General features: G+C 62.0%; 9 protein-coding genes. 2 read left to right on the top strand and 7 right to left on the bottom strand.

Annotated features, from left to right (window positions below; translation table 11 throughout):
* From NKH57_RS31780 to rpsL, 4 genes are all read right to left on the bottom strand, one after another.
* Positions 1 to 91: GTP-binding protein (locus NKH57_RS31780; protein WP_032908143.1), on the bottom strand; the 91-nt coding region annotated here is incomplete at its 3' end.
* Positions 92 to 189: 98 nt separating this feature from the next.
* Entirely contained in the window at positions 190 to 2,280 is a 2,091-nt protein-coding gene (gene fusA, locus NKH57_RS31775; protein ID WP_023762913.1) for an elongation factor G, read from the bottom strand.
* Positions 2,281 to 2,309: 29 nt separating this feature from the next.
* Positions 2,310 to 2,780, bottom strand: a complete 471-nt coding sequence (gene rpsG, locus NKH57_RS31770; protein ID WP_008875664.1) for a 30S ribosomal protein S7 — start codon at positions 2,778 to 2,780, stop codon at positions 2,310 to 2,312.
* 75 nt (positions 2,781 to 2,855) lie between these two features.
* A complete protein-coding gene (rpsL, locus tag NKH57_RS31765) occupies positions 2,856 to 3,227 on the bottom strand; it encodes a 30S ribosomal protein S12 (RefSeq protein ID WP_006333356.1) in 372 nt (123 codons plus the stop codon).
* 495 nt (positions 3,228 to 3,722) lie between these two features.
* On the opposite strand from rpsL, the gene NKH57_RS31760 reads away from it, so the two are divergent.
* Both NKH57_RS31760 and NKH57_RS31755 read left to right on the top strand, forming a co-directional pair.
* On the top strand, positions 3,723 to 4,004 hold the full coding sequence (locus NKH57_RS31760; RefSeq protein WP_023762912.1) for a transcriptional regulator: 282 nt from the start codon (positions 3,723 to 3,725) through the stop codon (positions 4,002 to 4,004).
* A 175-nt stretch (positions 4,005 to 4,179) separates the two neighbouring features.
* Positions 4,180 to 5,106 (top strand): Gfo/Idh/MocA family protein, encoded by a 927-nt coding sequence (locus NKH57_RS31755; protein ID WP_352950205.1) that lies wholly within the window; start codon positions 4,180 to 4,182, stop codon positions 5,104 to 5,106.
* Between the two features lie 302 nt (positions 5,107 to 5,408).
* Here NKH57_RS31755 and NKH57_RS31750 read toward each other — a convergent pair whose 3' ends face one another.
* The 3 genes from NKH57_RS31750 to rpoB form a co-directional block, all read right to left on the bottom strand.
* The gene (locus tag NKH57_RS31750; RefSeq protein WP_352950203.1) at positions 5,409 to 6,074 is read right to left on the bottom strand and encodes an O-methyltransferase; all 666 of its coding nucleotides are present in this window, start codon (positions 6,072 to 6,074) and stop codon (positions 5,409 to 5,411) included.
* Positions 6,075 to 6,210: 136 nt separating this feature from the next.
* The gene (gene rpoC / locus NKH57_RS31745) at positions 6,211 to 10,407 is read right to left on the bottom strand and encodes a DNA-directed RNA polymerase subunit beta' (protein WP_352950201.1); all 4,197 of its coding nucleotides are present in this window, start codon (positions 10,405 to 10,407) and stop codon (positions 6,211 to 6,213) included.
* 129 nt (positions 10,408 to 10,536) lie between these two features.
* The gene (rpoB, locus tag NKH57_RS31740) at positions 10,537 to 14,673 is read right to left on the bottom strand and encodes a DNA-directed RNA polymerase subunit beta (RefSeq protein ID WP_023762908.1); all 4,137 of its coding nucleotides are present in this window, start codon (positions 14,671 to 14,673) and stop codon (positions 10,537 to 10,539) included.
* Between the last annotated feature and the right edge of the window lie 323 nt (positions 14,674 to 14,996).

The raw sequence follows: 14,996 nt of genomic DNA, 5'->3' as shown, positions 1-14,996 counted from the left end.
CCGCCGTCAGCGACGTCTTGCCATGGTCGACGTGGCCAATCGTGCCGATGTTCACGTGAGGCTTGTTACGCTCGAATTTACCTTTGGCCATAATCGTTCTCCGTCTATTCTACCCGCTTGGGGGAAATTGTTATTCGCTCTTCAGATCCGGACCGCGCGAGGGGCGCGACGCCGGCGGCTAAGGAACCCTTACGCGTATTTCTTTTGGACTTCCTGAGCCACCGCCGTGGGGACCGGCTCGTAGTGATCGAACTGCATCGTGTAGGCCGCACGGCCCTGGCTCATCGAGCGCAGGTTGTCGACATACTTGAACATGTTGGCCAGCGGCACCATCGCGTTGATGACCACAGCCACGCCACGTGCTTCCTGGCCCTGGATCTGGCCGCGACGGCCATTCAGATCGCCGATGACGCTGCCGACGTAGTCTTCCGGCGTCACCACTTCGACCTTCATGATCGGCTCGAGCAGCTGCACGCCAAGCTTGGGTGCGGCTTCACGGAAGCAGGCGCGGCCGGCGATTTCGAAGGCGAGGACGCTGGAGTCGACATCGTGGTAGGCACCATCGATCAGCGTCGCCTTAACGCCGATCATCGGGAAGCCCGCGAACGGACCCGAGGTCATGACGCTGTTGATGCCCTTTTCGACACCGGGGATGTATTCCTTCGGCACGGCGCCGCCGACGATCTTGGTCTCGAACTCGAATTCGCTGCTGTCCGGGTTCGGCTCGAAGACGATCTTGACGCGGGCGAATTGACCGGTACCGCCGGTCTGCTTCTTGTGCGTGTAATCCTGCTCGTGCCTGCGGGTGATCGTCTCGCGATAGGCCACCTGCGGCGCGCCGACATTGGCCTCGACCTTGAACTCGCGACGCATGCGGTCGACGATGATGTCGAGGTGAAGTTCACCCATGCCGGAGATGATGGTCTGGCCGCTTTCCTCGTCGGTCTTGACGCGGAAGGACGGATCCTCGGCGGCCAGGCGGTGAAGGGCGAGGCCCATCTTTTCCTGGTCGTTCTTGGTCTTCGGCTCGATCGCGATCTGGATGACCGGATCGGGGAATTCCATGCGCTCGAGGATGACAGGATGCAGCGGATCGCTGAGCGTGTCGCCGGTGGTCGTGTCCTTGAGACCGGCCAGAGCCACGATGTCGCCGGCAAAAGCCTCTTCGACGTCGGCGCGCGAATTCGCATGCATCTGCAGCATGCGGCCGATGCGCTCCTTCTTGCCCTTCACGGTGTTGTCGACCGAGATGCCCTTGGTGAGCTTGCCCGAATAGATGCGGGCAAAGGTCAGCGAACCGACGAACGGGTCGTTCATGATCTTGAAGGCGAGCATCGACAGCGGCTCGTTGTCGTCGGCGTGACGCTCGATCTCGGCGTCGGTCTTGGCATCGACGCCCTTGATGGCCGGAACATCGGCCGGCGACGGCAGATATTCGACGACGGCGTCGAGCAGCGGCTGCACGCCCTTGTTCTTGAAGGCTGAGCCACAGAACATCGGGTAGAACTTCACCGCGATGGTGCCCTTGCGGATCAGCGCGCGGATTTCGTCATTCGACGGCATCTTGCCTTCGAGGTAATTCTCAAGCGCCGTCTCGTCCATTTCGACGGCGGCCTCGATCATCTTCTCGCGGTATTCCTCGGCACGAGCCTTGAGGTCGTCCGGGATCTCGACGACATCCCAGGCGGCGCCCAGCGTCTCGTCGCGCCAGACCAGCGCGTTCATCTCGACGAGGTCGACAACGCCCTTGAACTCGGTCTCGGCGCCGATAGGCAGCTGCATGACGACGGCATGCGCACCAAGGCGCGAACCGATCATCTCGACCGAGCGATAGAAGTCGGCGCCGATCTTGTCCATCTTGTTGCAGAAGATCATGCGCGGAACGCGGTACTTGTCGGCCTGGCGCCAGACAGTTTCCGTCTGCGGCTCAACACCGGCATTGGCATCGAGCAGCGCAATAGCGCCGTCGAGAACACGCAGCGAACGCTCGACTTCGATGGTGAAGTCGACGTGGCCGGGAGTGTCGATGATGTTGAAGCGGTGCATCTTGCCGTCACGAGCCTTCCAGAAGGTCGTGGTCGCAGCGGACGTGATGGTGATGCCGCGCTCCTGCTCCTGCTCCATCCAATCCATGGTGGCAGCACCGTCGTGGACTTCGCCGATCTTGTGCGACTTGCCCGTATAATAGAGGACGCGCTCGGTGGTCGTCGTCTTGCCGGCGTCAATATGCGCCATGATACCGAAATTGCGGTAGTCTTCGATTTTGTATTCGCGGGCCATCGTAGCTGCCTCTCAGTCTCGTTCGCGCTTTACCAGCGGTAGTGCGCGAAAGCGCGGTTGGCTTCAGCCATCTTATGGGTGTCTTCACGCTTCTTGACGGCGGTGCCGCGGTTGTTGGCCGCATCCATCAGCTCGCCGGAAAGGCGGTCGACCATCGTGGTCTCGTTGCGGTTGCGGGCCGCGGCGATCAGCCAGCGAATGGCCAGTGCCTGGCGGCGCTCGGGGCGCACGTCGACCGGAACCTGGTAGGTGGCGCCGCCGACACGACGCGAACGCACTTCCACATGCGGCGCGACATTGTCGAGCGCCTGATGGAAGACGGTGACCGGCTCCTGCTTGGTCTTCGACTGGACCTGGTCGAGTGCGCCGTAGACGATGGTCTCGGCAACCGACTTCTTGCCGTCATACATGACGGCGTTCATGAACTTGGTGACGATCAGATCGCCGAACTTCGGGTCCGGATTGATCTCACGCTTTTCTGCACTGTGACGACGCGACATGGCTTTTGTCTCTCAATCTCATAGCCCGACGCACTCAAAGCAGCGCCAAAGCCGGAAAATCTTACTTCGAGCGCCTTACTTCGGGCGCTTGGCGCCGTACTTCGAACGGCGCTGCTTGCGGTTCTTCACACCCTGCGTATCGAGCACGCCGCGGATGATGTGGTAGCGAACGCCCGGAAGATCCTTGACGCGGCCGCCGCGGATCATGACCACGGAGTGTTCCTGAAGGTTGTGGCCTTCGCCGGGGATGTACCCGATCACTTCAAAACCATTGGTCAGGCGGATCTTGGCCACCTTGCGCAGCGCCGAGTTCGGCTTCTTCGGCGTCGTTGTATAGACGCGCGTGCAGACGCCCCGCTTCTGCGGGTTCTGCTGCATGGCCGGGACCTTGTTGCGCTTCACCGGCGCAATGCGCGGCTTGCGGATCAGCTGGTTGACGGTAGGCATTAAACCCTCTTGTCTCTCAATTCCGTGTCTCGCCCGGTCAGGGCCGCTCAAAGCGTCATTTCCATACGCAAATTCGGGCCACAAACCGCGCCTCGCGGTCTTGCCCGAACAAATCGCAGAGGAAGCGGAAGCCGCTTCGTGCACGCCGGAAATGTCTTTTCGCTCGTAAAACGAACCCTGTTTGAGGCAAACTCCAAAGCGTGTCGCTTCGGAAGGGAGAGCCTCACATCGGTTCTGACTGGGCGGCTTCTACTCGTAAGACCGCGAACCGTCAAGCCCGAAGCGCCAAATATTGCGCGCCAATCAAGGCTCGGCAGCCATGCGAAAAACGCATGTAATTTTCTTTCGCAATTTTGCAAGGGCGAGGAAGAAAGTGCCAAGCCTTAGCAAAGTGAACGGCTTTGCGCTGTTGCGCGGCTCTTCTTCATGCGAAAAGGCCGCATGAGCAGTCACAACCCCCTCGCCCGCCCACATATCGCCAAGAGGAATCGGCCCGTGAACGACAACGAAGAACGCCCGGTCACCATCATCACCGGCCGGGTGTGGAAGAAAAAGGGCGGCAAACCGGAAGGCGTCCACGTCATGCTGGTCGCGCCCGACGACGATTCGGCGGTGCGCCGGGCACTCGAATCGCTTGCCGCGGAAGGCTACGCCGAGGCCGAGCTCGACCAGATCGGCGACATGGACGGCGTGCCCGACGAAGAGCCGCATCTTTCCGCCTTCCAGGGCGCGCTCGAAGGCGAAGTGTCGATCGTCACCTTCGACGTGCCGATCTGAACCCAGGCCTCGGCCCAGCTTTCGAATCGGTTGCCGAGGCGAATCGGCGATCTAGGCTTCCTGGCCGACGAACGCCGGCGCTCAGATCGAGGAAGACTGAGGTTGGTCTGTCGGCTTGCCCGGGGCAAGTGTTCTGATAAGAAGCCATCACCATCATTCAACAGACGGAGCGGCCGTGTCCCAGCCCATCAACATAGGCATCGTCGGCGTCGGCAAGATCGTCCGCGACCAACACCTGCCGGCCCTGGCGAAAGACAAGAACTATCGCCTGGTCGCTGCTGCCAGCCGGCACGGCAAGGTGGAAAACATCCCGAATTTCCCCGATATCGAAGCGATGCTCGACGCCGTACCCGAGCTCGAGGCCGTCTCGCTCTGCATGCCGCCGCAGTTCCGCTACGACGCTGCGCGCACGGCGCTGATGGCGAAGAAGCATGTCTTCCTGGAAAAGCCGCCGGGCGCCACGGTCAGCGAAGTCGAGAACCTCAAGGCATTGGCCGCGCAGAACGGCGTCTCGCTGTTCGCCAGCTGGCACTCGCGCTATGCACCGGCGGTCGAGGCCGCTCGCGCCTTCCTGAACTCGACCAAAATCAAGTCGGCCGCCATCAACTGGAAGGAAGACGTGCGCCGCTGGCACCCGAACCAGGAATGGATCTGGGCCCCCGGCGGCTTCGGCGTCTTCGATCCCGGCATCAACGCGCTGTCAATTGCCACTCACATCCTGCCGCCGATGTTCATCACTTCGGCGGCGCTCGATTTTCCCGAAAACCGCGCATCCCCGGTTGCCGCACACGTCACATTCCGCACCTCGAACGGGTTGCCGGTGACGATGGACCTCGACTGGCTGCAGACGGGCCCGCAAAGCTGGGACATCCTGGCCGAGACCGACAAGGGCGCGATGGTGCTTTCAGGCGGCGGTTCGAAGCTCGCCGTCCACGGCAAGGTGGTTCATGACGAGCCGGAGGCCGAGTACCCGATGCTCTACCGACGATTCGCCGAGATCGTGCGCGCCGGCATCTCCGATGTCGATCTGGCCCCGCTCCAGCATGTCGCCGATGCCTTCATGCTCGGCAAGCGCAACGTGGTCGAAGCGTTCTTCGACTGATTTGTGCACGCGACGGGATCGCGGACTTGGCTTGAATGCATGCTCGTGCCAGGTCGACCCCCACTCCGTCTCGGCTACGCCGAGCCACCTCTCCCCCGATCGACGGGGTAGAGGAAGGGGCGCTAACCTATTGCCGCCAACGCTCGTCCAACGCGGCTTCCTTTCCCTCCGGAGGGGGAAAGGTGGCGCTGCGAAGCAGCGACGGATTGGGGGAAGCCGGTCGTCAAACGAACAGCCGATGACAAGTGAGTACGAACGAGGTGGTCTGATGTCAGCGTCATTCAGACAACCATGGTGTGATCTCACTCGACGATCGCAATGGCAAAGCCGTCGTAGCCCTTCGCGCCGACCGTCTGGATGGCGGTGCCGTCCAGATGCTTCTCGCCGCCGATAAACGAGAACGCAGCGCGCGCGCCTTCGACATTGGCGTCGCGACCATCCTCATTCAGCACGGCACCGTCGCGGATGACGTTGTCGCAGATGATGACGGTTCCGGGCAGAGACAGCCGCATGGCCCAGGACAGATAGTGCGGATTGTTCGGTTTGTCGGCGTCGATGAAGATGAGATCGAACGGCCCGGCATTCTCGGCCCCCAGAGCCGCAAGCGACTGAAGGGCCGGCCCGACCCGCAAGTCGATCCGCGCCGACACCCCTGCCCGCTCGAAATTCGATCGCGCGACCTTTGCATGGTGCTGATCGAGTTCAAGCGTCACGATCCTGCCGTCGGCGGGCAATTCCCTTGCCATCCAGATGGTCGAGTACCCACCAAGCGTGCCGATCTCCAGCACGTTCTTGGCGCCGCGGATACGCACCAGCAACGACAACAGTTTGCCTTGCGCGGCCGAGACATCGATCGCAGGCAAACCCTGATCGTGGTTGGCCGCCAGAACGGCATCAAGAACGGGATCTGAATCAAAAAGGGAGGCGACGATATAATCGTCGACAACGGCCCAAGTCTTTTCGCTCATGGCTTTCTCCTCAGATGCGGATATGGAAGCCTAAAGCGTGTCGCGTCTGAACGAAATTCGGGCGAGGTCTTTGACATGCTTCAAACGCGAAAAAGGGGCCGCTTGGGCCCCTTTTTCTTCTTCTCGTCTTCCGCGCTTACTGCGCGGCGTGTGTCATGTCGGCAAGCATCGGCTCGGCAACTTCCACACCGGAGGCCTTGCGGCGCTCGTCGATGATCAGTTCGTCGCGCGATGTGGCGATGCGCCGGATCTGGCTCATCGTGCCGCCGGTGCCGGCCGGGATAAGCCGGCCGACGATGACGTTTTCCTTCAGTCCCTGCAGCATGTCGGTCTTGCCGGCAACAGCAGCTTCCGTCAGCACTCGGGTCGTCTCCTGGAAGGAGGCGGCCGAGATGAAGGACGGCGTCTGCAGCGAAGCCTTGGTGATGCCGAGCAGCACGGGCTGGCCTTCGGCCGGCTTCTTGCCGTCCTCGACCAGGCGATCATTGACCTCCTCCAGCTCGATCACGTCGACGTGGTCGCCCGGAATGTAGGTCGAGTCGCCCTGCGTGGTGATCTCGACCTTCTGCAGCATCTGGCGAACGATCACCTCGATGTGCTTGTCGTTGATCGACACGCCCTGCAGACGGTAGACTTCCTGGATCTCGTTGACGAGGTAGGAAGCAAGTGCCTCCACGCCCTTGATCGCCAGGATATCGTGCGGCGCCGGATTGCCGTCGAGGATGTAATCGCCCTTCTCGATGACGTCGCCGTCCTGGAGATGGAACGGCTTGCCCTTCGGGATCAGGTATTCGACCGGCTCAAGCGTCGAGTCATGCGGCTCGATGATGATGCGACGCTTGTTCTTGTAGTCGCGGCCGAAGCGGATCGTGCCGTCGATCTCGGCGATGATGGCGTGATCCTTCGGACGACGTGCCTCGAACAGTTCGGCAACACGCGGCAGACCGCCGGTGATGTCCTTCGTCTTGGCGCTTTCCATCGGGATACGCGCCAGCACGTCGCCGGGGCGAACCTGTGCACCCGGCTCGACCGAAAGAATGGCCTCGACCGAGAGCAGGAAGCGGGCGTCGCCGCCCTTCGACAGCTTGCCGACCTTGCCCTTGCCGTCCTGGATGGCAATTGCCGGCTTCAGGTCGTTGCCGCGTGGCGTCGAGCGCCAGTCGATGACCTCACGCTTGGTGATGCCGGTCGACTCGTCGGCCGTTTCCTGAACGGAAATGCCGTCGACCAGATCCTCGTACGACACCCTGCCCTCGATTTCGGTGAGGACCGGACGGGTATAGGGATCCCACTCAGCGATACGCTGGCCGCGCTTCACCTTGTCGCCATCGTCCACGAAGATACGCGAACCATAGGTGAGACGGTGCGTGGCGCGTTCCTTGCCGGCTTCGTCGAGGATCAGCACCGCCATGTTGCGGCCCATGACCATCTGCTGGCCGTCGGAGTTGCGCACCACGTTGCGGTTGCGGATCTCGACCTTGCCCTCATAGGAGGCTTCAAGGAACGAGCTGTCCACCACCTGCGCGGTACCGCCCATGTGGAAGGTACGCATGGTGAGCTGGGTGCCCGGCTCGCCAATCGACTGCGCCGCGATGACGCCGACTGCTTCACCCTGGTTGACCGGGGTGCCGCGGGCCAGATCGCGACCGTAGCAGACCGCGCAGACGCCAACCCTGACTTCGCAAGTCAGTGCCGAGCGAATGCGAACCGACTGGACGCCGGCCTTTTCGATCTGTTCCACGTCACGCTCGTCCATCAGCGTTCCGGCCTTGACAAGGATCTCGCCCGACACCGGATGGGTGATGTCGTCGAGCGACGTACGACCAAGCACGCGCTGGCCGACCGAAGCGACGACCTGACCGGCATCGACGATCGGCTGCATGGTAAGGCCCTTGTCGGTGCCGCAGTCGACGGAGTTGACGATGCAGTCCTGCGCCACGTCGACCAGACGACGGGTGAGGTAACCCGAGTTCGCCGTCTTCAAGGCGGTGTCGGCCAGACCCTTGCGGGCGCCGTGGGTCGAGTTGAAGTACTCGAGCACGGTCAGGCCTTCCTTGAAGTTCGAGATGATCGGCGTCTCGATGATTTCACCCGACGGCTTGGCCATAAGGCCGCGCATGCCGGCGAGCTGACGCATCTGGGTGGGCGAGCCACGCGCACCGGAGTGCGACATCATGTAGATCGAGTTCATCGGCTTTTGACGGCCATTGTCCTCGAACTCGACCGCCTTGATGCGGGCCATCATTTCGTCGGCGACCTTTTCAGAGCACTTGGCCCAGGCGTCGACGACCTTGTTGTACTTCTCGCCCTGCGTGATCAGGCCATCATTGTACTGCTGCTCGTATTCCTTGGCCAAAGCCTCGGTGTCGGAGACCAGCTTGATCTTGGCATCCGGGATCAGCATGTCGTCCTTGCCGAACGAAATGCCGGCACGGCAGGCATGGCTGAAGCCGAGCGCCATGATGCGATCGCAGAAAATGACCGTCTCCTTCTGACCGCAGTGGCGGTAGACCGTGTCGATCATCTTGGAGATGTTCTTCTTGGTCATCTCCTGGTTGGCGGTCTCGTATGGCACGTTGACATTCTTCGGCAGAAGCTCGCCGATGATCATGCGGCCAGGGGTGGTGTCGTAGATTTTCGACACGACTTTGCCTTCGGCGTCGACCGTGCGGAAGCGGCCCTTGATCTTGGCGTGCAGCGTCACCGCCTTGGTCTCGAGCGCGTGCTGGAGTTCGCCCATGTCGGCAAACACCATGCCCTCGCCCGGCTCGTTCTGGTTGACGATCGAGAGATAGTAGAGACCGAGAACCATGTCCTGCGAAGGCACGATGATCGGCGCGCCCGAAGCCGGGTGCAGGATGTTGTTGGTCGACATCATCAGCACGCGGGCTTCAAGCTGCGCTTCCAGCGACAGCGGCACGTGAACAGCCATCTGGTCGCCGTCGAAGTCGGCGTTGAAGGCCGTGCAGACCAGCGGGTGCAGCTGGATCGCCTTGCCTTCGATCAGGATGGGCTCGAACGCCTGGATGCCCAAGCGGTGCAGCGTCGGCGCGCGGTTCAACAGCACCGGATGCTCGCGGATGACCTCGTCGAGGATATCCCAGACTTCCGGACGTTCCTTCTCGACCAGCTTCTTCGCCTGCTTGACGGTCGAGGAGTAACCCTTGGCGTCGAGACGGGCGTAGATGAAGGGCTTGAACAGTTCGAGCGCCATCTTCTTGGGCAGGCCGCACTGGTGCAGCTTGAGCTCCGGACCGGTCACGATGACCGAGCGGCCGGAATAGTCGACGCGCTTGCCGAGCAGGTTCTGACGGAACCGGCCCTGCTTGCCCTTGAGCATGTCGGACAGCGACTTCAGCGGACGCTTGTTGGCGCCGGTGATGACACGGCCGCGACGGCCGTTGTCGAACAGCGCATCGACGGCTTCCTGCAGCATGCGCTTTTCATTGCGCACGATGATGCCGGGAGCGCGCAGCTCGATCAGCCGCTTCAGACGGTTGTTGCGGTTGATGACGCGGCGATAGAGATCGTTCAGATCCGACGTGGCGAAGCGGCCGCCGTCCAGCGGGACGAGCGGGCGCAGGTCCGGCGGGATCACCGGGACCACCTTCATGATCATCCATTCCGGACGGTTGCCGGATTCCATGAAGTTCTCGACGACCTTGAGCCGCTTCAGATACTTCTTCTGCTTCAGCTCGGAGGTGGTCGAAGCCAGTTCCGAACGCAGGTCGCCGGCGATCTTCTCCAGGTCCATGCCGGCCAGGAGGTCGTGAATGGCCTCGGCGCCGATCATGGCGGTGAAGCTATCCTCGCCATACTCGTCGACGGCGATCATGTACTCTTCCTCGCTGAGCAGCTGGTGCTCCTTCAGCGCGGTGAGGCCAGGTTCGGTGACAATGTAGTTCTCGAAGTAGAGGACGCGCTCGATGTCCTTCAGGGTCATGTCGAGCAGCGTGCCGATGCGCGACGGCAGCGACTTCAGGAACCAGATGTGAGCGACAGGTGCCGCCAGCTCGATATGGCCCATGCGCTCGCGGCGAACGCGCGACAGCGTGACTTCGACGCCGCACTTCTCGCAGATGACGCCCTTGTACTTCATGCGCTTGTACTTGCCGCACAGGCACTCATAGTCCTTGATCGGGCCAAAAATGCGCGCGCAGAACAGACCGTCACGCTCCGGCTTGAAGGTGCGGTAGTTGATGGTCTCCGGCTTCTTGATCTCGCCGAAAGACCAGGACAGAATCTTCTCAGGGCTGGCAAGCGATATCCGGATGGAATCGAACACCTGCGCAGGCGCCTGCGGATTGAAGAGATTCATGACCTCTTGGTTCATGCCGTTCTCCTTTTCGGGGTCCTCGAAAACCCCTTGCATCTAGTCGCGAGCCAAACGCCCGCCGTCTTTGTCGGCCACTGGCCGTCGAATTCGATTGGCGCGCCGCGGAATCCGTGGCGCGCCATTGCCTTACTCGGCCGCGTCGGGCAGCCGCATAGGGCCGTCCTCGAGCTTGGTGTTCTCCAGCTCGACATTGAGGCCCAGAGACCGCATTTCCTTGACGAGAACGTTGAAGCTCTCGGGGATGCCGGCCTCGAAAGTGTCGTCGCCACGCACGATCGCCTCGTACACCTTGGTGCGGCCGGCGACGTCGTCTGACTTCACCGTCAGCATCTCCTGCAGCGTGTAGGCGGCGCCGTATGCTTCGAGCGCCCAGACCTCCATTTCGCCGAAGCGCTGGCCACCGAACTGCGCCTTGCCGCCCAGCGGCTGCTGGGTGACGAGCGAGTACGGACCGATCGAACGCGCGTGGATCTTGTCATCCACGAGGTGGTGAAGCTTGAGCATGTAGATGTAGCCCATCGTCACCTTGCGATCGAACGGCTCGCCCGTGCGTCCGTCATAGAGCTGCGACTGACCGCTGGTGTGCAGGCCCGCCTGCTCCAGCATGATGTTGATGTCAGCCTCATGGGCGCCGTCGAACACCGGGGTCGCGATCGAAACGCCGCGGCGCATCTGCTCGCTGAGGCGAACAATGCTCTCGTCGTCATAGTCGCGTACCGGCTCGTTGCGGTCGTTAGACGGAATGAAGCTCTCGAGCGTCTTGCGCAGCGGCTTGATGTCGCCGGCTGCCTTGTACGTGTCGATCAGCTCGCCGATCTTCCTGCCCATACCGGCGCAAGCCCAGCCCAGATGCGTTTCCAGGATCTGGCCGACATTCATGCGGCTCGGCACACCCAGCGGGTTGAGCACGATATCGGCATGAGTGCCGTCCTCGAGGAAAGGCATGTCCTCGACCGGAACGATCCGCGACACGACACCCTTGTTGCCGTGACGGCCGGCCATCTTGTCGCCGGGCTGCATCTTGCGCTTCACGGCCACGAAGACCTTGACCATCTTCATGACGCCCGGAGGCATTTCGTCGCCGCGCTGGACCTTCTCGACCTTGTCCATGAAACGCTGTTCGAGCGCCTTCTTGGAATCGTCGTACTGGCCACGCAGGGCTTCGAGTTCGCTCTGAAGCTTTTCGTTCTCCACGGCAAACTGCCACCACTGCGAACGCGGATACTCGTCGAGCGTATCCTTGGACAGCGTCGAGCCCTTCTTGAAGCCCTTCGGTCCAGCGATCGCTTCCTTGCCGACGAGCACGTCGGAAAGACGCGCATAGACGTTGCGGTCCAGGATGGCCTGCTCGTCGTCGCGGTCCTTGGCGAGGCGTTCGATCTCCTCGCGCTCGATCGCCATGGCGCGCTCGTCCTTCTCCACACCGTGGCGATTGAAGACGCGCACCTCGACGACGGTGCCGAAGGTGCCCGGAGGCATGCGCATCGAGGTGTCGCGCACATCGGATGCCTTTTCGCCGAAGATGGCGCGCAGAAGCTTCTCTTCCGGCGTCATCGGGCTTTCGCCCTTCGGCGTGATCTTGCCGACCAGGATGTCGCCCGGCTGAACTTCGGCGCCGATGTAGACGATGCCGGCTTCGTCGAGGTTCTTCAGCGCTTCTTCCGAGACGTTGGGAATATCGCGCGTGATTTCCTCCGGGCCGAGCTTGGTATCACGCGCCATGACCTCGAACTCCTCGATGTGGATCGAGGTGAAGACGTCATCGGCGACGATGCGTTCGGACAGGAGGATCGAGTCCTCGTAGTTGTAGCCATTCCACGGCATGAACGCGACCAGCACGTTGCGGCCGAGCGCCAGATCACCGAGCTCGGTCGACGGACCGTCGGCGATGATGTCGCCCTTGTTGACCCGGTCGCCCATACGAACCAGCGGACGCTGGTTGATGCAGGTGTTCTGGTTCGAACGCTGGAACTTCATCAGCCGGTAGATATCGACGCCGGACTTGCCCGGATCGAGATCCTCTGTGGCGCGGATAACGATACGCGTCGCGTCCACCTGGTCGACGATGCCGCCGCGGCGGGCGCCGATGGCGGCGCCCGAGTCACGGGCGACGATCGGCTCCATGCCGGTGCCGACAAACGGCGCCTCGGCGCGCACCAGCGGCACGGCCTGACGCTGCATGTTGGAGCCCATCAGAGCGCGGTTGGCGTCGTCGTTTTCCAGGAACGGGATCAGGGCCGCGGCCACCGACACCATCTGCTTGGGCGACACGTCCATCAGATCGACGTTTTCGCGCGGCGCCATCATCACTTCGCCAGCGCTGCGGCAAATGACGAATTCGTCGACGAAACCACCGTTCTTGTCGAGCTCGGCGTTGGCCTGCGCGACATGGTGCTTGGCCTCTTCCATCGCCGAGAGATAGACGACGTCATTGGTCAGCTTGCCATCGACGATCTTGCGGTACGGGCTCTCGATGAAGCCGTACTTGTTGACGCGTGCGAAGGTGGCCAGCGAGTTGATCAGACCGATATTCGGGCCTTCCGGCGTCTCGATCGGGCAGATACGGCCGTAATGCGTCGGGTGCACGTCGCGCACTTCGAAGCCGGCGCGCTCGCGGGTCAGACCGCCCGGTCCAAGCGCCGAAAGGCGGCGCTTGTGGGTGATCTCCGACAGCGGGTTGGTCTGGTCCATGAACTGCGACAGCTGCGAGGAACCGAAGAACTCGCGCACGGCGGCAGCCGCCGGCTTGGCGTTGATCAGATCCTGCGGCATGACCGTGTCGATCTCGATCGAGGACATACGCTCCTTGATCGCGCGCTCCATGCGCAGCAGGCCGACGCGGTACTGGTTTTCCATCAACTCGCCGACCGAACGCACGCGGCGGTTGCCGAGATTGTCGATGTCGTCGATTTCGCCCTTGCCGTCGCGCAGTTCGACCAGCGTCCTGACCACGGCCAGGATGTCGTCCTTGCGCAGCACGCGCACGGTGTCCTCGGCCTTGAGCTCGAGACGCATGTTCATCTTGACGCGGCCGACGGCCGACAGATCGTAGCGCTCCGAGTCGAAGAACAGCGAGTTGAACATGGCTTCGGCGGTTTCGAGCGTCGGCGGCTCGCCTGGGCGCATGACACGATAGATGTCGAACAGCGCGTCCTGGCGGCTCTCGTTCTTGTCGACGTTGAGCGTGTTGCGGATATAGGCGCCGACATTGACATGGTCGATGTCGAGAACCTTGATCTCGTCCTCGCCCGTGCCGAGCAGCACCTTCAGCGTCTTCTCGTCGATCTCGTCGCCGGCTTCGAGGAAGATCTCGCCGGTGGCGTAGTTGACGATGTCCTCGGCCAGGTAGTTGCCGAGCAGATCCTCGTCGGTCGCCTTGATCGCCTTGAGACCCTTCTCGCCAAGCGCCCTTGCCTGGCGGGCGGTGATCTTCTTGCCGGCCTCGACAACGACTTCGCCCGTATCGGCGTCGACCAGGTCGCCGACGGCCTTGAGGCCGCGGAAACGCTCGACGTTGAACGGAATGCGCCAGTGGTCGCCGGCACGCACATAGGTGATCTTGTTGTAGAAGGTCGACAGGATCTCTTCGCCGTCCATGCCGAGCGCCATCAGCAGCGACGTCACCGGAATCTTGCGGCGACGGTCGATGCGGGCGTGCACGACGTCCTTGGAATCGAACTCGATGTCGAGCCACGAACCGCGATAGGGAATGACGCGCGCGGCAAACAGAAGCTTGCCCGACGAGTGCGACTTGCCCTTGTCATGGTCGAAGAAGACGCCCGGCGAGCGGTGCATCTGCGAGACGATGACGCGCTCGGTGCCGTTGACGATGAAGGTGCCGTTCAGGGTCATGAGCGGCATGTCGCCCATGTAGACGTCCTGCTCCTTGATGTCCTTGATGGACTTGGCGCCGGTATCCTCGTCGATATCGAACACGATGAGGCGCAGCGTCACCTTGAGCGGCGCGGCATAGGTGAGGTCGCGCTGACGGCATTCGTCAACGTCGAATTTCGGTCCTTCGAACTCGTACTTCACGAACTCCAGCATCGAGGAGCCGGAAAAATCGGAGATCGGGAAGACCGACTTGAAAACGGCCTGCAGTCCCTCGTCCGGACGCCCACCCTTGGGCTCCGCCACCATCAGGAACTGGTCATAGGATGCCTTCTGAACCTCGATCAGGTTCGGCATCTCCGCAACTTCCGGAATCTTTCCGAAGAACTTGCGTACGCGTCTGCGGCCATTGAAAGTCTGGGTCTGGGCCATCGTCGCTCCTTAGCTCTAAACTCGGGACGAGCCTCGCCGCGGCTCGCCTTGCATGCTGGGCTACCTTGGCGGCAACCCTTTGTCTGTTTTCCCGGTGCCTGTCGGCTGCCGGCTAGAACGGGAGAAAACCCGTTTCCTGAAGGCCGGTTTTCGGCCCTCAGGAAAGAGGTTTTCGTATGTCTCGCGTTACGCGTCCTCCCTCCAGGCGAAGGGAGTGGCGGGGGGCCGCCCGCCACGCGCCCCCGTTATACGTCGAATAGGGCACCAGTGTGCCCGCGGCCGAGGCCGGAGGGCGGGTGAGTTTGACTGTCGGAGGGGGAACG

Source organism: Mesorhizobium sp. M1050, assembly GCF_040318715.1.
In the GTDB taxonomy this organism is placed as follows: domain Bacteria; phylum Pseudomonadota; class Alphaproteobacteria; order Rhizobiales; family Rhizobiaceae; genus Mesorhizobium.
The sequence above is the reverse complement of the archived record's forward strand: the minus strand, read 5'-3'. Positions and strand labels throughout refer to the sequence as shown.